This window comes from Campylobacter sp. CN_NE2 (assembly GCF_027797465.1).
GTDB lineage: Bacteria > Campylobacterota > Campylobacteria > Campylobacterales > Campylobacteraceae > Campylobacter_B.
Genome location: NZ_CP115608.1, coordinates 1,241,283 through 1,260,696, shown reverse-complemented (window position 1 = coordinate 1,260,696; position 19,414 = coordinate 1,241,283). Strand labels below are relative to the sequence as shown.

At 38.3% G+C, this 19,414-nt stretch carries 22 protein-coding genes and 5 tRNA genes; 7 read left to right on the top strand and 20 right to left on the bottom strand.

The genetic code is table 11. From position 1 onward, the window contains the following. Position 1: 1 nt before the first annotated feature. From rplB to PF028_RS06230, 6 genes are all read right to left on the bottom strand, one after another. Positions 2-832 carry a 50S ribosomal protein L2 gene (rplB, locus tag PF028_RS06255; protein ID WP_270861118.1) on the bottom strand — a complete coding sequence of 277 codons (831 nt, stop codon included), beginning with the start codon at positions 830-832 and terminating at the stop codon, positions 2-4. Between the two features lies 1 nt (position 833). After that, positions 834-1,115 (bottom strand): 50S ribosomal protein L23, encoded by a 282-nt coding sequence (locus PF028_RS06250; protein WP_270861117.1) that lies wholly within the window; start codon positions 1,113-1,115, stop codon positions 834-836. 1 nt (position 1,116) lies between these two features. Beyond that, a complete protein-coding gene (rplD, locus tag PF028_RS06245) occupies positions 1,117-1,731 on the bottom strand; it encodes a 50S ribosomal protein L4 (RefSeq protein WP_270861116.1) in 615 nt (204 codons plus the stop codon). Further along, positions 1,728-2,306, bottom strand: a complete 579-nt coding sequence (gene rplC / locus PF028_RS06240) for a 50S ribosomal protein L3 (RefSeq protein ID WP_270861115.1) — start codon at positions 2,304-2,306, stop codon at positions 1,728-1,730. The genes rplD and rplC overlap by 4 nt, the downstream gene beginning before the upstream one ends. Before the next feature lie 10 nt (positions 2,307-2,316). Then, on the bottom strand, positions 2,317-2,628 hold the full coding sequence (rpsJ, locus tag PF028_RS06235) for a 30S ribosomal protein S10 (protein WP_270861114.1): 312 nt from the start codon (positions 2,626-2,628) through the stop codon (positions 2,317-2,319). A gap of 170 nt (positions 2,629-2,798) precedes the next feature. Beyond that, positions 2,799-3,578 carry a substrate-binding periplasmic protein gene (locus PF028_RS06230; protein WP_270861113.1) on the bottom strand — a complete coding sequence of 260 codons (780 nt, stop codon included), beginning with the start codon at positions 3,576-3,578 and terminating at the stop codon, positions 2,799-2,801. 134 nt (positions 3,579-3,712) lie between these two features. Between PF028_RS06230 and PF028_RS06225 the strand changes: the two genes are divergently transcribed. Further along, a complete protein-coding gene (locus PF028_RS06225; RefSeq protein ID WP_270861112.1) occupies positions 3,713-4,879 on the top strand; it encodes an AAA family ATPase in 1,167 nt (388 codons plus the stop codon). Here PF028_RS06225 and PF028_RS06220 read toward each other — a convergent pair whose 3' ends face one another. The 3 genes from PF028_RS06220 to PF028_RS06210 all read right to left on the bottom strand — a co-directional run bounded on the left by PF028_RS06220 (position 4,880) and on the right by PF028_RS06210 (position 7,237). Further along, entirely contained in the window at positions 4,880-5,626 is a 747-nt protein-coding gene (locus PF028_RS06220; RefSeq protein WP_270861111.1) for a hypothetical protein, read from the bottom strand. Positions 5,627-5,786: 160 nt separating this feature from the next. Then, the gene (locus PF028_RS06215) at positions 5,787-6,428 is read right to left on the bottom strand and encodes a M15 family metallopeptidase (RefSeq protein ID WP_270861110.1); all 642 of its coding nucleotides are present in this window, start codon (positions 6,426-6,428) and stop codon (positions 5,787-5,789) included. Between the two features lie 218 nt (positions 6,429-6,646). Then, positions 6,647-7,237, bottom strand: coding sequence for a ribonuclease HII (locus PF028_RS06210; RefSeq protein WP_270861109.1), 591 nt, complete (start codon positions 7,235-7,237; stop codon positions 6,647-6,649). A 99-nt stretch (positions 7,238-7,336) separates the two neighbouring features. Between PF028_RS06210 and PF028_RS06205 the strand changes: the two genes are divergently transcribed. Further along, positions 7,337-8,329, top strand: a complete 993-nt coding sequence (locus PF028_RS06205; RefSeq protein WP_270861108.1) for a DUF475 domain-containing protein — start codon at positions 7,337-7,339, stop codon at positions 8,327-8,329. Between the two features lie 14 nt (positions 8,330-8,343). On the opposite strand, the gene PF028_RS06200 is transcribed toward PF028_RS06205, so the two are convergent. The 5 genes from PF028_RS06200 to PF028_RS06180 all read right to left on the bottom strand — a co-directional run bounded on the left by PF028_RS06200 (position 8,344) and on the right by PF028_RS06180 (position 13,041). Next, positions 8,344-9,273, bottom strand: coding sequence for an NYN domain-containing protein (locus PF028_RS06200; RefSeq protein WP_270861107.1), 930 nt, complete (start codon positions 9,271-9,273; stop codon positions 8,344-8,346). 240 nt (positions 9,274-9,513) lie between these two features. Continuing rightward, a complete protein-coding gene (locus tag PF028_RS06195) occupies positions 9,514-10,659 on the bottom strand; it encodes an iron-containing alcohol dehydrogenase (protein ID WP_270861106.1) in 1,146 nt (381 codons plus the stop codon). A 237-nt stretch (positions 10,660-10,896) separates the two neighbouring features. After that, a complete protein-coding gene (gene thyX, locus PF028_RS06190; protein WP_270861105.1) occupies positions 10,897-11,514 on the bottom strand; it encodes an FAD-dependent thymidylate synthase in 618 nt (205 codons plus the stop codon). 9 nt (positions 11,515-11,523) lie between these two features. Further along, complete coding sequence (locus PF028_RS06185) at positions 11,524-12,816, bottom strand: Na+/H+ antiporter family protein (RefSeq protein ID WP_270861104.1); 1,293 nt, start codon at positions 12,814-12,816, stop codon at positions 11,524-11,526. A 149-nt stretch (positions 12,817-12,965) separates the two neighbouring features. Beyond that, positions 12,966-13,041: transfer RNA gene (locus PF028_RS06180), tRNA-Ala, on the bottom strand. A 206-nt stretch (positions 13,042-13,247) separates the two neighbouring features. Between PF028_RS06180 and PF028_RS06175 the strand changes: the two genes are divergently transcribed. The 5 genes from PF028_RS06175 to PF028_RS06155 all read left to right on the top strand — a co-directional run bounded on the left by PF028_RS06175 (position 13,248) and on the right by PF028_RS06155 (position 13,811). Beyond that, positions 13,248-13,322, top strand: a tRNA-Gly gene (locus tag PF028_RS06175). Positions 13,323-13,351: 29 nt separating this feature from the next. Then, a tRNA-Leu gene (locus PF028_RS06170) sits at positions 13,352-13,441 on the top strand. A 21-nt stretch (positions 13,442-13,462) separates the two neighbouring features. Beyond that, positions 13,463-13,536 (top strand) — tRNA-Cys (locus PF028_RS06165). A gap of 16 nt (positions 13,537-13,552) precedes the next feature. Then, entirely contained in the window at positions 13,553-13,708 is a 156-nt protein-coding gene (locus tag PF028_RS06160) for a hypothetical protein (protein ID WP_270861103.1), read from the top strand. Positions 13,709-13,723: 15 nt separating this feature from the next. Continuing rightward, positions 13,724-13,811 (top strand) — tRNA-Ser (locus PF028_RS06155). 44 nt (positions 13,812-13,855) lie between these two features. Here PF028_RS06155 and PF028_RS06150 read toward each other — a convergent pair. The 6 genes from PF028_RS06150 to PF028_RS06125 form a co-directional block, all read right to left on the bottom strand. Continuing rightward, the gene (locus tag PF028_RS06150) at positions 13,856-14,260 is read right to left on the bottom strand and encodes a cyclophilin-like fold protein (RefSeq protein ID WP_270861102.1); all 405 of its coding nucleotides are present in this window, start codon (positions 14,258-14,260) and stop codon (positions 13,856-13,858) included. Between the two features lie 57 nt (positions 14,261-14,317). Continuing rightward, positions 14,318-15,289: an alpha/beta hydrolase gene (locus tag PF028_RS06145; protein WP_270861139.1), complete on the bottom strand. Its 972-nt coding sequence runs from the start codon at positions 15,287-15,289 to the stop codon at positions 14,318-14,320. Positions 15,290-15,508: 219 nt separating this feature from the next. Then, on the bottom strand, positions 15,509-16,174 hold the full coding sequence (locus tag PF028_RS06140) for a flavodoxin family protein (protein ID WP_270861101.1): 666 nt from the start codon (positions 16,172-16,174) through the stop codon (positions 15,509-15,511). Between the two features lie 36 nt (positions 16,175-16,210). Beyond that, entirely contained in the window at positions 16,211-17,740 is a 1,530-nt protein-coding gene (locus PF028_RS06135; protein ID WP_270861100.1) for a flavodoxin, read from the bottom strand. Next, the gene (locus PF028_RS06130; RefSeq protein ID WP_270861099.1) at positions 17,737-18,384 is read right to left on the bottom strand and encodes a DUF4405 domain-containing protein; all 648 of its coding nucleotides are present in this window, start codon (positions 18,382-18,384) and stop codon (positions 17,737-17,739) included. Before PF028_RS06130 ends, PF028_RS06135 begins: the two co-directional genes overlap by 4 nt. A gap of 20 nt (positions 18,385-18,404) precedes the next feature. Beyond that, a complete protein-coding gene (locus PF028_RS06125) occupies positions 18,405-19,376 on the bottom strand; it encodes an aldo/keto reductase (protein WP_333720458.1) in 972 nt (323 codons plus the stop codon). Positions 19,377-19,414: the final 38 nt, after the last annotated feature.

Below are 19,414 nucleotides of genomic sequence, written 5' to 3'. Positions count from 1 at the left end.
TTTATTTTCCTTTCCTTCTAGAAATTATAAGTTTATCACTTGCTTTTTTACGACGAGTTTTCGCACCTTTTGTTGGTTTGCCCCATGGAGTAACTGGGTGACGACCTGAATTTTTCTTGCCTTCACCACCACCGTGTGGGTGATCAACCGGGTTCATAGCAGAACCTCTTGTTTGAGGGCGAATTCCTCTGTGGCGATTTCGTCCTGCTTTACCAAGTGTAACATTTGCCCAATCTTCATTGCCGACAACGCCGATAGTAGCCATACACTCAGCCAAAACTCTTCTCATCTCACCGCTTGGAAGTCTTAAAATTACATATTTTTCTTCTTTACCCATAAGTTGAGCATAACCGCCTGCTGATCTAGCCATTTGAGCGCCTTTGCCAGGCTTCAACTCGATATTGTGCAAAATCGTTCCCACAGGAATGCTTTTCATTTTCATTGCATTGCCCGGTTTTATATCTAAACCTGCTTCGGCAGAAGCGATAACATCGCCAACTTTTAGTTCGCTTGGTTTGATGATATATCTTTTTTCGCCATCTGCGTAAGAAATCAAAGCGATTCTACAATTTCTATTTGGATCGTATTCGATAGCTTCTACTTTACCAGGAACACCAAATTTTGTTCTTTTAAAATCGATAATTCTGTAAAGTTTTTTAGCACCTGCTTCTTTATGACGACTTGTGATTCTGCCGTGGTTGTTTCTACCTGACGAGGCAGGAATTTTCACAAGCAGACTTCTAACACTAGCTTTTGCAGTAATATCTTCACTGCTAATGCCTGTCATAAATCTTCTACTAGGAGTATATGGTTTATATGATTTTATCGCCATCTTATGCCTCCGCACTTTCTAGGGTCGCACCCTCAGGAAGCTTGACATAGAATTTCTTAAAATCATTTCTTACGCCGATTCTTCCTCTAAATCTTTTAACTTTTCCGTCCATTCTAAGAGAATTTACTCTTAACGGAGTGATTCCAAAATAGTCTTTTAACACAGCTTTTAAACCGTTTTTTGTCATACTAGGGCTTGTTTGAATAACAACAACACCTTGTTCTTGAAGACCAAGTGATTTTTCTGTGTAAAGAATTGTTTTAATATCTGTTATATCTGCCATTTTAGCCCTCTTTCACTATTGAATCTAGTGCCGCTTTTTCAACGATAACCGCACTATAAACCGCAACCAAATAAGCATTGATTTCACTAGCGTCGATAACATAGCAGTTTGCTAAATTTCTATATGCTAGTAAAGTTTTGCTATCAAGTTCATTTTTAACTATTAAAGCATCTCTTACGCCTAGTTTTTTGATAAATTCACTAGCGTCTTTTGTTTTTCCGCTTGAAATTTCTAGGCTATCTGTAACGAAAAATTTGCCGTTTTCGGCTTTTTCGTTAAGTGCAAATTCAAGAGCCAATCTTTTTTGTTTTTTATTGACTTTTTGCTCATAGTTTCTATCTGTCGTAGGACCAAATGCAACAGCTCCGCCAACCCAAACATTTGTTCTTGTTGAACCTGCTCTTGCGCCGCCTCTACCTTTTTGTCTCCAAGGTTTTTTGCCGCCTCCGCTGACTTCTGAACGACCTTTGGTTTGTGCCGTATTTGCACGAAGTGAAGCAAGGTAAGATTTGACATAAAGGTATAAATTGTGCGGATTGACTTCTGCATATTTTGCAGGAAGTTCAATTTCACTTGCTTTTTCTAATTTTTCATTAAGAACACTTACTTTGCTCATTTTACTATCCTTATTCTACCCATTGCGCCGTTAAATCCCGGAACTGAACCTTTTACGACTAAGATTTTATTTTCGGCATCGAAGCTAACGATTTCATTTTTTACGGTGATTTTTTCATTTCCCGTATGTCCTGCCATTTTCATGCCCGGTTGAACGCGTCCCGGCCATTCGCAGTTACCGATAGATCCGTGTCTTCTGTGAAAACGGCTACCGTGTGATTTAGGACCACCTGAAAATCCGTGTCGTTTCATAACACCTTGATAACCTTTACCTTTTGAAGTAAAGCTTGTTTTTATAATTTTTGCACCCGCTAAAACTTCCAAATTTTGATCGCCGACTTCTGCATTTTCTACACAGATAGTAGCAAATTTGTTAAATTCTTTGCTTAGGTTGTATTTTTTTTGCTGACCGGCGATTGCTTTGTTATAAGCTTTGCCGTTAGCGTAAGCAACGATTGCTTTTCCGCCTTCACAAACTTCGCAAACTTTTGTGTTGATAAGTTTCAAAAGCGTTACGGGCGTGCTGCTTCTGCTGATAGTTCTACTCATACCTATTTTTTCTACGATATATTCCATCACTTACCCCTTATTTTCCCATCGCGCGCACTTCGACATTAACCTCAGGAGCTAAGTCAAGTTTTGTTAGCGAATCTACCGTATCAGGCGTAGCTGCTACGATATCTAGCATACGAGCGTGAATTTTCATCTCAAACTGCTCTCTCGAATCTTTGTTAATGTGTGGAGATTTTAAGACTGTGTAGCGTTTGATTTTTGTAGGCATCGGAACCGGACCTCTCACATCGGCACCCGTTCTTTTGACAGCTTCTACGATTGCTGCAACTGTGCGATCTAAAACCCTATGGTCATAAGCTTTTAGCTTTAACCTGATTTTTTGCATCTTTTTTCCTTTAAAAAGAACTTGTCGCAAACGCGCGACCTTTTGTTTGTAACAAAAGACTGCGATTATATAAAATATAGCCCAAATTTGTCAAGAATTTGTATTAAATTTATAAAATTCTTTCCTTTTTTCAAGGAAAGAATTTACTATTTGGTAAGAATTTAAAAAATTTATTGAAGTCCGTATTTTTTTATTATAGTTTCTATCGTGCCGTCATCTTTCATATCTTTGATAGCTTTATTTATCTTTTCAAGCTCTTCGCCAAATGTACCTTTTTTAACCATCATACCTTGCTCGGCACTTCCTTCAAAATCTATATGGAAAACTTCTGCTTTTTTGAGCGTTCCAAACGATTTTAACATATCAAGCCCTTGTTTTTCTTTTTCGCTCAAAAATTCGTATCTATTATGCACGACTATCGGCGTAGCAACAGATTCTATAATCAAAGCATCTATTTTGCCGTTATTTAAATATAATACTCCGTTCATAAGACTATTGCATACTATGACTTCATTTCCTAGCCTTTTAGCAAGCTCTTCTTGTGTGCTTTCAGGAGAGATAACGCCTATTTTGGCGTTTTTTAAATTCTCTATTGAATTAAATTTTCCTTCTAGTGCCACAAAAATATTCGTCGTAGTATAGTAACTCTCTGAAAAATCAAAATCAACTAGTCTTTCTGGTGTTATGTCGATTGCAGACATGGCAATATCAGCATTTCCGTATTCTACGACGGAAAAAATCTTATCAAAAGGTGTCTTTTCGGGCTTAAATTCCAACCCTGTTCTTTTTGAAATTTCAGCTAAAATTTCAGTTTCAACTCCTTTTAATTCGCCTTTTTCAAGAAACTGAAACGGCGGATACGACATATCTGTTGCCAACCTTAAAGGCTGCGCTCCTAGAAACTGTGCATAAAATAGACTCAAAACAACTCCGAATAGTAATTTTTTCATAAAAAATCTCCTAAAAATATTTTGGAATTCGCAATTCTATCGTTTTTTTTTTTTTTGTTTTCTTAAAAAATATACATTTATTATTATATAACAAAATTTATTTCCTTTTAAAAAGGAAAATAATATAATTTTTTATGCAAAATTTAAAATTTTTTTACGAAAATCCGCCGGAAGTGCAAAAATTTATACCACGCAAAAAAGGGGTAAATTCGCCAAAAACGATACTTTTTGGTTGTGTGGGAAGCGGAAAAAGCTATATTTTGGCTGAGTATATTTTGAATTTCAAAAAAGATGAATTTTTGTATATAAATTTTGCCGATTTGCGTTACAAATTTACGCGCTTAAACACTGAATTTGATAAAATTTTTGAATTTTTAGAAAAAAATTTGCAAATTGGGGCACTTTTTTTGGATAATTTAGACGAATTTAGCGAAAATGAAATTTTACATTTGCAAAATTTACTAAATTTGGCTTTTTCAAATTCGCCATCAAATTCGCTGTCAAATTTGTCGCAAAATACCGTAAATTTGCGAAGCGTAGTAATTTCTACGCGAAAAAATAGCCTAAATTTGCAAGGTTTTGAAAAGGTGAGAATAACGCCGCTTTGCTTTGAAGAATTTATCGCCTTTGATAAACGAAGAACCGACATAAACGCCATTATTTCGGCATTTTTTTTGCAAGGCGGGACACCAAAAAACTCATTTTTGCTCGGTAGCGAAATCATATCATCTGAGCAAAATGCCTTAAAATCGGCACTAAATAAAAATGAAATCGCCGTTTTAAAAGAGTGCTGCGAATTTATCGCTCAGCCATTTAGTGCAAATAAAATTTATCTTAGCCTAAAAGAGCAAATTCGCATTTCAAAGGACAGCATTTACGGGTGCGTGGCGAAATTTGAAGATGAAAATTTTGTAAATTTTGTAAGCAAATTTGGCGATGAAAAGGCGGCAAAAAGGCTGTTTTTGTCGAATTTTAACCTAAAAGACGCGCTTAGCTTTAAAAAAGATTTTTCCAAAAAATTTATAAATGCGATTTTTTGCGAAATCGCAAATTTAAATGAGCCGATTTTTTACACGAAAGATTTGGATTTTTATCTGCCAAGCAGGAATTTAGGGCTCTTAGCAATCCCGTTTAGCGCAAGTGAGATTGTGTTTTTAAAATTTAAAAAACTCATAGGTGAACTAAAACGGCTTAAAATCACCCGTTTAAGCGTGATTTCAATGGCAAATTCAGGCTTACTTGAAATCGAAGGGATTAAGTGCGAAGTCGTGCCGTTTCCGCAGTTCGCACTTGGACTTTGATTATTTTACGACGATTGTAGCCATATCTCCAATTTTTCTTGTTTTAAAATCATCAAAATTATCAAAAACTTCTTCGCATATTCCACTTTTATTAGTTATGATTTCAACTTCGTTTTCGCTTTTTAGATTATAAGTTACGCAAACTTCATTTTCTATGCTTATTGGCTGCTTCACATGGGTCATTTTCAAAGGGTCGATAAATTTTCCAAACCCAGTGTAATACGATTCAAAATCTTGCATAACTGTATATAATGATGCCCTAGCTCTCGATATATGGGCGTCAGTTCTATCTGCCGATGCCATGATAACTTCTTGCGTGGTTTTGTCAAATTCTGAAATTGTTAATTCTTTTTCTAATTTTGCAAAAGCGCCTTTTATTTTTTCAAACTGCTTTATATCTCGCTTTTTTAAATCTTTTACGCTTTGTCCTTTTATTTGGGCTCCTTTTTCAATATCTAAAATATAATCACCTCTTTTTATCCATGCCATCGTGTTTTTATTGTCTTTTTTGCCATAAATCTTAAAAATAGAAACGCCATCCTGGCTTTCATTACCTATATTTTTGCCAAAAATTTCTATAATTTGCGTTTTCATTACACTTTGACAAACTTCGCTTTTAATATTTTCGCTTTCCATTATATATAATCCATTTTGACCAATAAAAAATTCAGCACAAAAATTTTCATCATTTTTATTAAAACCAAATGCCATAGCACATATAATCCCAGAAAATAATATCTTTTTCATAGTTGTCCTTGAATAAAAATTTGTCGATAATTATACTACTTTTTTTGTTTTACTGAAAGTTATAAAAAGTTGAGAAAAATTTGTAAATTCATATAGTTTTAGAATTTTCGACTTCGGTTTGTTCGTAACGAGAAGGCTGAATTGTTTCGAGAATTTAAAACTATTTATTTTGATTTACAGCAATACCAACATACTCTTCTAGCGTTAAATTATTATCCGCTATCTCTTTCGCCGCCTTTTTGCCGACATATCTAATGTGCCAGTTTTCAAATTTATAGCCCGTGATTTGCTCTTTGCCTTTTGGAAAACGCACGATAAAGCCGTATTTATGGGCGTTTTCTCCTAGCCATTTATAGTTTTCATCGCTTAGCCTTGCATTTTTAAGTGCCATATTTTTCAGATCAATCGCTAAGCCCGTTTGATGCTCGGAATATCCAGGTCTTGCTGAATAAGTATCGGCTGCTTTAACGCCGTCTTTTTTGACATATTTATCGTAAAGCGTTTTTTGAAAATTTTGATCCCTAAATGCGGTTGTAGGCATTAGTTTTATCCCGATTTCGTTTTTTGCCGCCGTTTGCAGGGCTAAAAAATCATCTTTTAAAATACTTCTTATAGGCACTTTGTTTCCATACGCTCCGTCTATATATACCAAATCACTAGGCTTATAATCTTTTGGGAGATAGTTAAATTTATTCACAAGCACAAGCAAATCGTTTGGACCCCTTACTTCTTTGGTGTCTGTGTAAAATTCTTTGCAAAACGCCAAAACAGACAATAAAACGAGTAAGAATATTTTTTTCATATCTGTCCTAAAATAAAATTTGGCTAATTTTAGCGTTTTATAACTAAATTTAGTAAATTTTCAAATTTGTTTAAATTCGCTAAAAATATTCAAGACAGAGTAGGCGTAGTAACTATTAAAATTTGCCTATTTCGAGCGAAGCTACCTATGTCGGTAGTGAGCGATGAAATAGGCAAATTTTAATAGCTTAATCCGTTCAAGTCTGGGGAATTAAAAGCCTAAAACAACGATTTTTGCGACAAAGATTTGATTTTAAAGCTTTTTCTGTGGCATGGCGTTAGACCAAATTTCTCAATCGCTTCGATATGCATTTTCGAGCCATAACCCTTATTTTTTTTAAAGCCGTATTCGGGGAATTTTTTATCAAATTCAAGCATTTTTTTATCGCGTGAGACTTTGGCTAGGATACTGGCTGCACTCACGGCTGGGATAGTGGCGTCAGCCTTTACAAGCGTTTTAAAGCCACACGCTCCAAAAGTCGTATTTCCGTCATAAATAATCTCGCAATCAAAATCTTTAAAAAATTCAACTATGCTTTCAAGTGCCATTTTCAGGCATTTACTAAGCCCCATTTCATCGACTTGCGAATTTGAAAATTCCACGATTTTATAATGAGAATTTGCCGTGATTTCGGTAAAAAGCTCGTTTCTGCGTTTTTCGCTAAGTTTTTTGCTATCATCTAGCCCAGCGATTTGCTTTTTTAAAATGCACCCTGCCACGCACAAGGGACCTGCTACACAGCCCCTTCCTGCTTCGTCAATCCCGCAAATAACGCCGTTTTTGCCTACTTCGTCGTCCCTAAAAAACACGCCCTACTCCAAATCCAAATTCGCCAAATTCTACGCAAAATTTCTTTATTAAAGCTAAAATTTGCTAAAATCCGCTTTGGAAAAAATTTGGAGTAGGTTTTGAAATACTTTTATTCATCATTTATCATCACGGCTTTTGGACTTGTTTTAGCCTATTTTTTAGGCGGTTTTAGCGCCGTTTATATCTGTTTTTTGCTCTGTATTTTAGAAGTTAGCCTTAGTTTTGATAATGCCGTTGTAAATGCCAAAGTTTTAGGGCAAATGAGTGAGCTTTGGCAACGCCGTTTCATCGTGTGGGGCATACCTGTGGCGGTTTTTGGTATGCGGTTTTTCTTTCCGCTTTTAATAGTCGCAATCGCCGCTAAAATAGGCATTTTTGAAACATTTTTTCTAGCTTTAAATGATCCAGATCGCTACCACGAAATTTTAAGCGAAGCAAAGGAAGAAATTTACATTTTTGGCGGCGGATTTTTGCTAATGGTTTTTTTCAATTTCTTTTTTGACAGAGAGCGAAATGTCTTTTGGCTGAGCTTTTTAGAAAATAATGCCATTGTGCGAAATTTAAGCCGAATTCGCGGAATTTCAGTTTTAATCGCCGCTATTTTTGGCGGAATTTTATATGCAAAAACGGCAAATTTGACATATTTGGCGATTTATTTTAGTGCGATTTTTGCCTTTGTGGCAGTTTCATCTTTTGATAAATTTTTTAGCAAAGGTGCCGTTAAAAACGGCGTTGCGGGCTTTTTATACCTTGAAATGTTGGATGCCAGTTTTAGTTTTGACGGCGTTATCGGGGCGTTTGCGTTAAGCGAAAACATTTTTATCATTATGATTGGACTTGGTTCAGGAGCGATGTTTGTGCGAAGTATGACGATTTATCTCGTTAAAAAAGGCACACTTGCCGAGCTAATCTACCTTGAACACGGCGCACACTACGCTATTTTAGCCCTTGCCGTGATAATGTTTTTGAAAATTTTCTACGAAGTGAGCGAAATACTAACCGGCACGATAAGTTTTATTTTAATCGCCCTGTCGCTTTTTGCGTCGCTGAAATATCGAAAAAGCAGTTTAAAAAATTTACAAGGCGACTAATTCGCCTTGTAAATTCAGTTCAAATTTAGCTTGATTTTGTCGTCTTTCATTTCGGCGTTATAAAGCTTTTGAAGTGCCTTGTGAAGCGTTAAACCGTATTCTGTGTAGTCCCATTTTTCTTTGACGACTTTATCGAGTTTATCATCGATTTTTATCCAGCCGTTTTGGTCCTTAAAATCGCTTGGCAACTCGCGCAAAAGTGCATATAGCTTACCAAGCGGGATTTTACGACAATACATACGACTTTGTTCATCGACCTTAAACTGCAAATTTCCAAGATTTTTTAACATATTTGAAATTTTTGCATATCCATAGCTTCGCGGGTCAAAATCGGGGTTTATGCCGTTTATATAATTGCTAATTCCGCTAACATACGCCCAGCCCATTTCATCGCTTTTGGCTTTGATTGCGCTAAAAAGCAGAGTTTTGATACCTCCGTCAAGGACTTGTTGGGTAGTAGGCAAGTTTTTTTGTGTTTGTGAATTTGCCGCTGCGTTATCATCTTCGCCTAAATTTTCGACATAGATAAATTGATTACACGCCTTGATTAGGGCTTTTGGGGTCTGTTTTTTGCCAAAACCATAAACCATTTTTCCGCTTTGACGCAACCTAGATACTAACGGCGTAAAGTCGCTGTCGCTACTAATGATACAAAATCCATCAAGCGAAGTCTCGTGGAGCAGGTCGATAGCGTCAATGATAAGTTGCATATCGGTGGCGTTTTTGCCCTTTGTGTAGGCGAATTGTTGAATCGGCACAATCGCAAAATCGAGCAGTTTTTCTTTCCATGATTTTAAGCCGTCGCTCGTCCAGTCGCCGTAAATTCGCTTGACATTTGCGGTGCCAAATTTGGCGATTTCTTCAAAAAGCTCTTCAACTTTTTCCGCACTTGCGTTGTCGCCGTCGATTAAGACGGCAAGTTTCCTATTTTCAATGATTTCCATAAAAAACCTTTCCGCAGTTTTGCTTTGCAAATTTCTTTGAATTTTAGCAAAATTTTAATTTAAAATTCGCAAATTTTTAGAAAAAAGTTTTCTCTTTTTTCTAAAAATTTGCCACATTGAGCGTGCAGGGGTTGGGGGTTGTTAAGGGGGAAGGGGGCGCTTCGCAAGTCAGCCCACTTCCCCCTTAAAAGAAATTTCTGATTATTTAATTTTAAATTCAGATAATTTTATAAATTGCACTTACTTCGCCATTTCAAAAATTTTGGCTAAATTTTCTTTTGTGTAAATCTCGCTTCCGCCCCACGAATTCGTGTAAGAATTTGCTAAATTTATGATTTCATCTAAATTTGAATTATCGATACCGACTTGTGAAAGTTTTGTCGGGGTGCCGATTTTTTCAAACCACGCTTTGAGTGCGTTTATGCCGTCATCAGCAGAATTTAGCCCAAAAATTTCTTTTGCAAATCGCTCAAAGGCTTCTAAATTTCGCTCTTTATAAAATTTCATCCACGCTGGCATTACTACGCTTAGACCCGCTCCGTGTGGGCAGTCTGTAACTGCGCTCATGGCGTGTTCTATCATGTGATTTGGATAAGAATATACGCTAATGCCGACATAGGTTAGTCCATTAAGCGCCATTGTCGCAGCCCATGCAAAATCGCCCCTAGCTTCGTAGTTTTCAGGCTCTTTTAGCAAAATTTCAGTCGTTTTCATAACGGTTTTTATATTTGCTTCTATGTAGGCTCTTATGATTTCTGGGTGTGCAGTTGCCGTAAAATAGCCTTCAATCGAGTGTGCGATGATGTCGCTGGCTGAATAAACTAAATATTCTTTGCTGACTGTTTTTTGAAGTTCTGGGTTTATGACTGATACTTTTGGATACAAAGCCACGCCATCGCAGCCAAATTTTTCTTTGGTTTCTTCGTTTGTAACTACGCCACCGCGGTTCATCTCTGAACCAGTTGCTGCCAAAGTGATAATATCAAAAATCATCAAAGCCTTATCGGCACTTTTATTTACGAAAAAATCCCACACATCGCCGTCATAAACCGCACCCGCTGCGATTGCTTTACAGCTATCTAAAACTGAGCCGCCGCCGATTGCTAGCACGCTGTCAGCTTTAAATTCTTTTGCGATTTTTACGCCTTCTCGCACCTTTGTTAGCACAGGATTGCTTTTTACACCGCCAAGCTCGGTAAATTCGATACCATTAGCTTTTAGCGAATTTATCGCCACTTCAAAAAGACCACTTTTTTTAACGCGATCGCTTCCATAAACCACAAGCACTCTTTTTGCACCAAACTCGCTCATATACGAGCCTATGTTTTTTTCTTTGCCTTTACCGAATTCGATCCGAGTGGGATTGTAGAATTTGAAATCTTGCATAACTTCTCCTTGCGTTTAAATTTGTGAAATTCTAGCAAATTTATGCCTAAACTTGATAGAACAATTCTCCAAATTTATTGCCTAATTCTACAAATTTGTTTTGGTTTGCTAAAAATATTCAAGACATAGTGAGTATAGTAATTTAAAAAATTTTGCGCTTCCAAGCGTAGCGCACTTCGTCGTGCGTGAGCGATGGAAGCGTGAAATTTTTTAAATTAATCCGTTTGGTATGGGGAATTATTCTTTGTTCAAACAATTTTCAAAGATGAACTTATGCTCATCAGGCAACGCTTCATAAATCAAATTTGCCAAATTTCTTATCTCCCACAATGCCGATTTGCTAGTGCGAAGGGAGAGAAAATTTTGCAAACTTCGTGCATTTATACTCCATGAAAGCTCCGTTTTATAGCACTCAGGCAGGCAGTATTTTGCAATATCAAGGCTAATAGGCGTTTGCAAAATTTGGCGTAAATTTTCAAGTGCTAAAATTCCGGCATTATCGACGGTTTCGTTGCCTGTTAGTACTATATAGCGTGAAGCGTTTTCAAAATCTCCCCGCTTAAATTCGCTTTCGTTTTTTAGCTCTTTTAGCGTGTAGCGGGTTGATTTAACCGACAAATTCGCCATGCGGTGGCGGGCAAGTTCTTGCAACAACGCCCTTGAAATGCCTTTTAGATAAAAGTTGTAACTTAAATGTTCAAGCGTGGAAGCGTGTTTAAATTTATTCCCTACTCTATCGATTAGTTCTATGTCCTTTTCGCCACCATTATCGCCTTTATCGAAACTTTGCCAACAAGTGCGTATCGCATTAGAACAAACCCAAAGTGGTGTAAAATTTAAAAGCTTTACTTCCATTTTAACTCCTTATAAAAACATTGCAAAAACCACGCCAAAGACGATTAACGGGATATTGAAAAACAAAAATGTCGGCACACAAGTATCATAGATATGATTGTGCTGTCCGTCTGCGTTTAGGCCCGCCGTTGGTCCAAGAGTGCTATCACTAGCAGGGCTTCCGGCATCGCCAATTCCTGCTGCTATGCCGATAATCAAAATCGTCGCAGCCGCACTAAAACCAAGCTCTAATGCCAAAGGACAATAAATCGTTGCGATTATCGGAATTGTTCCGAAACTGCTTCCTATGCCCATTGTGATGACTAAACCTATCAAAATCATAAGCAAAACGCCGCCGAATTTGCCACCGCTTAGTCCGGCAGCAAAATTTACTAGCTCGGCGATACCGCCTGTGGCTTTTATGACGGCACCATAACCTGCCGCAACTAACATAACAAAAGCGATATATCCCATCATTACGATACCGTCTTGAAAAGTTTTATCAAGATTTTTATAAACTATTCCGCCCGTTACTATCATAACTATAATGCCAACAAGCGCAGCAAGCGGCATAGAACCGCTTATTAGTTGGATTGCAAACGATACGATAATGCCAAGCAAAACGCCTATTTCTTGGCGACCAAATTTAAGATTTTCAAATTTTTCATCAACTTGCGTTGCGATTTCTTGATATTCGCGTGGCTTTCGATAAACAAAAATCGCCAAAATAAGCCCAAAAAGCATAGGAATCGCCGTTAGCCACATAACAGAGCTAATATCGCTCAAATTCACAGCTATGCCGTTTTCGGTCATATTTTTTTGAATTAGTCCAAAAAATATCAAACCAAAACCAAGCGGAAGTGCCATATATGGCGTTTGTAACGCAAAAGTTAGCGCACACGCTACGGCTCTTCTATCGATTTTTAGCAAATTCATAACCTTTAAAAGCGGTGGTATCAAAATCGGAATAAAAGCGATATGAACAGGGACTAAATTTTGCGAAAAGCACGAAAAAAAGGCAATCGAAGCGATGAAAAGGTATTTTTTGTTTGAGATTACGCTTGAAACTTTATTTACCAAAATCGCCGTCAAATTTGTCCTTGCGATCGCACTTGCGATAACGCCCAAAAGCACATAAGAAAGCGCAGTTTCAAGGTTTCCGCCCATACCGTCGATAAAAAGCGAAAGCGGATTTTCAATCGCAGTGCTACTTAAAAACACAGCACACATAGCCGAAATCAAAATAGCTAACATTACATTGCAACGAAGCAAACACAGCACCATCATAATTATGATACTAAGCAACACAGGATTTGTAAGCATAGATTTTCCTCTTTATTGAAATTTGAAATTTAATTGTTCCCAAAGCGAAAGTATATAAAAAGTTAATGAAATTTTAGCTTTAATGGAAATTTATGCGCCAAATAGGACATTTGAGTGATAAATTTTGAGTAGTTGTTTAATAAAATTAATGGTGGAGTTAAGCGGGATCGAACCGCCGACCTCTTGAATGCCATTCAAGCGCTCTCCCAGCTGAGCTATAACCCCAAAAGCGATTAAATAATAATTCCGTAATTTTACAATTTTTTTCTTATGTTATTTTGAAATTTGACGAAGTATCGCAAAAAATTTGTCAAATTTAGCTGAATTTAGCCAAATTTATCGCCAAAAATTCACAAATTTAACCAAATTTTGCAAAATAAAATAAATTTTTAAGCTTATATTAGATAATATTTCAATTCCCTTTAATGTTTGCGGGAATAGCTCAGTGGTAGAGCGCGACCTTGCCATGGTCGATGTCGCGAGTTCGACTCTCGTTTCCCGCTCCATTTGTTTTTTAATTTTGTTTATAAGCGTTGCCCGGATGGCGGAATTGGTAGACGCAAGGGACTTAAAATCCCTCGGAATTTTTTCTTCCGTGCCGGTTCAAGTCCGGCTCCGGGCACCATAAGGTTTAAGTTTAGTGCATGGCGACATGGCCAAGTGGTAAGGCAGAAGCCTGCAAAGCTTTTACCCCCGGTTCGAATCCGGGTGTCGCCTCCAAGATAAAGGAGTTAAGATGCGTTATTTAGCTATGGTTTTTGTATCGTTACTATTTTTTGCGGGTTGCTCAAATACTTGGCATGGTGTCAAAGAAGACACAAACAACGCTTATCAATGGTCCAAAGACAAGGTTCATGACGGAGCCGAGTGGGTCGGAGAAAAAACAAAATAGACTTTGTTAAATTTTCGGGAGATGGCTGAGCGGTCGAAAGCGGCGGTCTTGAAAACCGTTGAGGTGAAAGCCTCCTGGGGTTCGAATCCCTATCTCCCGGCCACTTTTTTTAAATTTTTCCACATTTTTATTTAAAATTAGAGTTTGCTATTTCGCTTTTTGGATTAAAACTTTCTCGCATTTTATGATTTCATCAAATCCAGTTTGGAATTTACCAAGTTTGATAAGTCCGTCATAGTAAGGCTGAGATTTGTAAAACAGCACCAAATTTCCCCACGGCGAGAAATAGCCAAGATCGCCAACTTTGCCGTCCGAGCTGGGATCACCAGCAAAATTCAATCGCACGGGCAAATCCGCGATTTTTTCTCGCCCAGCGTAATCTTTCAAATTTAACTCTAATGGCAAATTTTCATAAAAACTCTTTGCTGCGTTAGTATCGTTTAAAATCGCCACTGCACGGACATTTTCACAGCTAAATTCTACTCTCATCTCGCCTCCAAATGCCAAATTTAATCCTAAAATCATAATAAAAAATAGTTTAAAAACTTTCATTTTTATCCTTTCAAAAATTTGGCAAATTTGAGCTAAATTTGCCAAATTTAAGAGAAATTATTTCAAATTTGCCTTGAAAAACTCTTCAAATTTATCAAACGGAATTTTCAGATCATACAAATCCGTGTGGCTTGCCCCCGGCACGATAAAAAGCTCTTTGTTTTTGCTTCCAAGCTCTTTAAATGCGTCTTCGCTAAAATAGCGCGAATGCGCAATCTCGCCGTGAGCTACCAAAACAGGGGCTCGAAGCTCATTTGCGTAAGTTAAAATTTTATCGCTCATACGCGCTAACGCGTCTGTTTTGCTCCAAAAATGCTCTTTTGAGTTGATAGCGCGTTCGTGGTAACCGCGCTCGGTTTTATAATACAGCGCGTAGTCAGCGACAAATTTTGGTGTTTGCTCGGTAATGGTTTTAGGGTCGATATTTCCGCTTGGCAAATACTCTACCTCGCCCTTTTCGAAATCTGTCCAGCGTTGCAAATTTAACGCCTTTTTGGCTTCATACCTAGCATTTTCATCTACACTGTCGTTGTATCCTTTTGCCGTAACGCGCGTCATATCATACATCGTCGTGGTCGCAACCGCCTTTATGCGAGTGTCGCTGATAGCGGCATTTAGTGCAAATCCAGCCCAGCCACAAATTCCGATAATGCCGATTTTTTCTCTATCGATGAAGTCTTGCACACCTAGATAATCCACGGCCGCGCTAAAATCCTCTGTGTTTATGTCAGGGCTTGAAATGTCGCGCACATCGCCACCGCTCTCGCCTGTGAAGCTTGGATCAAAGGCTAGTGTTACAAATCCTCGCTCGGCTAGGGTTTGTGCGTGAAGTCCGCTAGATTGCTCTTTGACTGCGCCATAAGGGCCAGAAATGGCGATTGCGGGGAGTTTGCCGTTCATATTTTTTGGCGTGTATAAATCCGCAACGATTACAATTCCGTAGCGGTTTTTGAAGGCTATTTTTTTGTGATCAACTTTTTCGCTTTTGGCAAAAACTTTGTCCCAGTCGCTTGTTACATTTTTTGGCATATCTACTTCGCCTTTGGCGACCAAACTTGTCGCTAAAATCGTACCTAGTGCTAATGAACTTAATACCTTTTTCATCTTTTCTCCTTGATTAAAAATAAGATTTTTTACAAGGAAATTTTATCTAAAATAAAAAAAATCAACTAGAACAATTCTCCAAATTTCTTGCCTAATTCTACAAATTTAAAAATTTAATATATTTTTTTAATTTCTAGTGTAAATTTACAACTCCATTTGCGTAAGTCTTTTGCCAAGCTTAAAAGCATTTTGCAAATCTTGCGGAAACTGCGTTTCTCGCACACTTTTTTTGTGCGGTTCGCTAAACATATTGCAATCGTATTTCGAATAGTCCTTAAACTGGTAAGTATCGCACACCAAAAGCGTTTCGCAGTGCCCATAGACCATTTTTAGTCCGAGCTCGTTTCCGCTCCACATCGCTTCCATGTTATACTGCGCGACCTGCTCTTTTGTCGCGTTCATCGTATAGATTAACCCAACCGGGATTTTTTTCTTTAAATTTAGCTCATAGCGTCCGTTTTCATCTAGCATATATGACCCACCGGCAAAAAGCATACGCTCCAAAAGGTTTCTAAACATGCCTGTCGGATAAAAATCATAAATCGGAGAGCCGATTATTAGGGCATCGGCGTTGATTATTTTTTCTAAAACCGCCCTTCCTTCGTCTTTTACGGCGCAAAGTCCGCCTAGACTTTTGCCCTTTCTTTTACAGGCAAAGCAACTTATACAGCCCTTAAAATCTATATCGATTAAATTTATAAATTCCGTCCCTGCGCCCACGCTTTGCGCGCCCTTTTCGCTAGATTTTAAAACCTCAGCCGTGTTGAAATTTTTCCTTGGACTTGCGTTTATGATGATAACTTTTTTCATATTTTTCCTTAAATTTATTGCCTAATCCTGCAAATTTTATTTTAGCAAAATTCCGTTAGCATTTAGCCACGCCCTTATATCATCGCTCAAACTCGCACCGCCTGAATAATGCACCGATAACGCATTACCGATAGGCGAATTTGGCGCAAGTTTGGCGATTGCCGTGACACTAGCCCCCATTCTGCCACCGCCATGCGAAGCAAATGGGATTATCGTTTTGCCGTCAAAATCATAGCTTTCAAGTAGCGTTGCAATGGGCATTGGGATACTTGCCCACCAGTTTGGATAGCCTAGTAGTATCGTATCATACTGCTCGAAATTTTTGATTTGCGCATCTATTTTTGGGCGTTTTTGCCTGTGCTGATCGTCCTGCGCTTGCATTAAACAAGTATTGTAATCATCAGAATACGGCGTTTCTAGGCGAATTTCAAAGATGTCTGCGCCAGTGATTTTACGAATTTCTCTGGCTATGCCACGCGTATTTCCGCCCCACGAATAAAACACAATTAGAATTTTTTCGTGTTTGCTTTGAATAAAGCTTTCGTTTTTGGCTTCGATTTTGCCAGAAATGGCTGAATTTTCGGCATTTCTTGCAAGGCGAATTCCAAGATTATGATTTTTATAATTTGACTGAGCCGCCGCTCTGTAAGCACTGCGTAAATTTTTGCCAAAGTCGTTCCAACCACCACCCCTATAAACATGCCTTGTACCGACACTTACGCCTGTGGGATTTAGCGCGTCCCCGCTCTCGTAAGTGCCGTAAAAATCCCAGCACCACTCATTTACATTGCCGTGTATGTCAAAAAGACCAAAGCCGTTTGGCGCGAAGCTGCCTACTTCTATCGTGCGATAGCGTGGGCTTGTGGGTTTTGCTTTTAGTTTGCTATTGTCAAAATAATTTTCTTCGATTTCATAAGGGTAGTTTGAGTAAAAATTTGCCTCATTTCCGCTTGGTGGGATAGCTGAGCTAAATGGTGTGGAAGTCCCCGCGCGCGCGGCAAATTCCCACTCGGCTTCGCTTGGCAATCTGTATCCGTTTGCGCTTCTGTCCCAAATGACCGAGTCTGGCGTGATTTCATAGGCTGGGTTTAGCCCTTCGCTAAGGCTTTTTAGGTTGGCAAACATTATCGCATCTAGCCACGAAACATTTTCCACAGGCAAATTTTCACCCTTGTTTTCGCTTGGGTTTTCGCCTGTGATGCGTTCGTATTCGCCCTGCGTGATTTCGTGAGTGCCGATATAAAAATCACTCACGCCCACTTCATGCGCCATCTCATCATTGCTTCGCCAGTTTTCGCTTTTCTCGCTTCCCATGATGAAATTTCCGCCTTTAATCAAAACGAAATTTTTATCTAAATTTGTGGAATTTTTCTGCGTATCGCTTAAAATTTGCTTTGATTTTTCATCTAAGGCTTTTAGTTTTTCTAAATTTTCATTTTCGTTTGAAACGCTCGCTGTGGCGGTGTTTTCGATGATATTGCCCTTTTTTGAGCCAGTAATATTATAAATCACCCCGCCAAAAATAAAAATCGCCAAAAGCGCGAAAATAGGCATAAATTTTTTCATTTTGCTTCCTTTAAATTTTTGATAAATTTGGCTACTAAAAATCCGATAAACGCCCATGAAAAGAGCATTATGGCACCGCTTAGCATACTTTGGTAAAGCGGAATTTTAAAATCCAAAAATGCAAATTGCACTTTGCCAAGCATGTAATCAATCATGCCAGTATCTAAAAATAGCCAAAATCCATAAAGCGAAATTAGCCACGAGCCGACGATTAGGGCATTTGCGAAAGTGCTTGGTTTTAGTTTTTTGGCTAAATTTAGCGCGTGAAAACCGATATGAAGCCCAGCAAACACAAAAAACCAGTGCGTAGCGCACAGATGAAGCACCCTAGCAAATGAAATTTTCATAAATCCGCTAAAAATAGCCGCGGCGTATTTACTCATCGCTAGACCTGATATTATGGAGATTGCAAAAGAAATTATAAGGGCTAAATTTATGAAATTTTGAGCCAAATTTGATGAATTTTTTAAAATTTTGAGCTTATACCACCACGAGTTTAAAATTTGGTGGATAAAAACCACAAAAAGAGCAAAAACGCCGATAAATTCGTGCGCTCTTTGCTCTGTGGATTGCGAACTCATAAGCAAAATTAACAAAAACGCCAGAAAAATGTCGGTTAGATGTTTTTGGCTTTTTTTACTCATTTTTCGCCTTGCAAAGCCCATTAATCAGGCAGTTTCCAGCCGTTTAATCGCTCTACTGTCGCAGGGTCGTTGTGATAAACTTCGCTAAAAAGAGATTTTTGCTCGTCCATTGCAGCGATTGTTTGCATATCAGTTTGGCTTAGTTCAAAGTCAAAAACGCTGAAATTTTCAACCATACGCTCTTTGCGAGTGGTTTTTGGTATGATGATAACATCAAGCTGGATAAGATAGCGCAAAATCGTCTGAGCGACGCTCTTGCCGTATTTTTCGCCGATTTTTTTGAGAATTGGGTTGTTAAACATATCGTTTCTACCTTCGCCAAAACTAGCCCAGCTTTGCACAGCTATGCCGTATTTTTTGGCGATTTCGCGGTCAAATTTACGCTGATGAAATGGATTTAGCTCGATTTGATTAACGGCGGGTTTGATTTCGTTATTTAGAGCAAAATCCACTAAGCGATCGGGATAAAAATTGCTAACGCCGATTGATTTTATGCGTCCTTCGTTTTTTAAGCGGCTCATTGCCCGCCACGCTCCGTAAATATCATTATATGGCTGATGAAGTAAAAGCAAATCAAGATAATCTAAGCCCAGCTTTTTCATACTAGCTTCAAAACTGCGTAAAACGCCACTTTCTGTCGCGTTGCTAACCCAAATTTTGGTTGTGATAAAAAACTCTTCTCGCTTAATTCCGCCCTTTATCGCCGAATTTACCGCCGCACCCACGCCAAGCTCATTTTGATACGCCTGAGCCGTGTCGATAGAGCGGTATCCCGCGCTAATAGCGTCTTCAACGCACCTTTGGGTGTCGTTTTGCGGGATTTGATACACGCCGTATCCTAAAATAGGCATTTTGTTGCCGTTGTTTAAAGTGATAAATTTCATAGCTTCTCCTTTTAAATTTTGCGAATTCGCGTTTAAATTTAACGCACCGCCAAGCAGTGCCACGCTACCTAAGATCGCAGAATTTTTTAAAAATTCTCGCCTTTGCATGAAAATCCTTTCGGCAAATTTGATGAAATTTTAGCAAA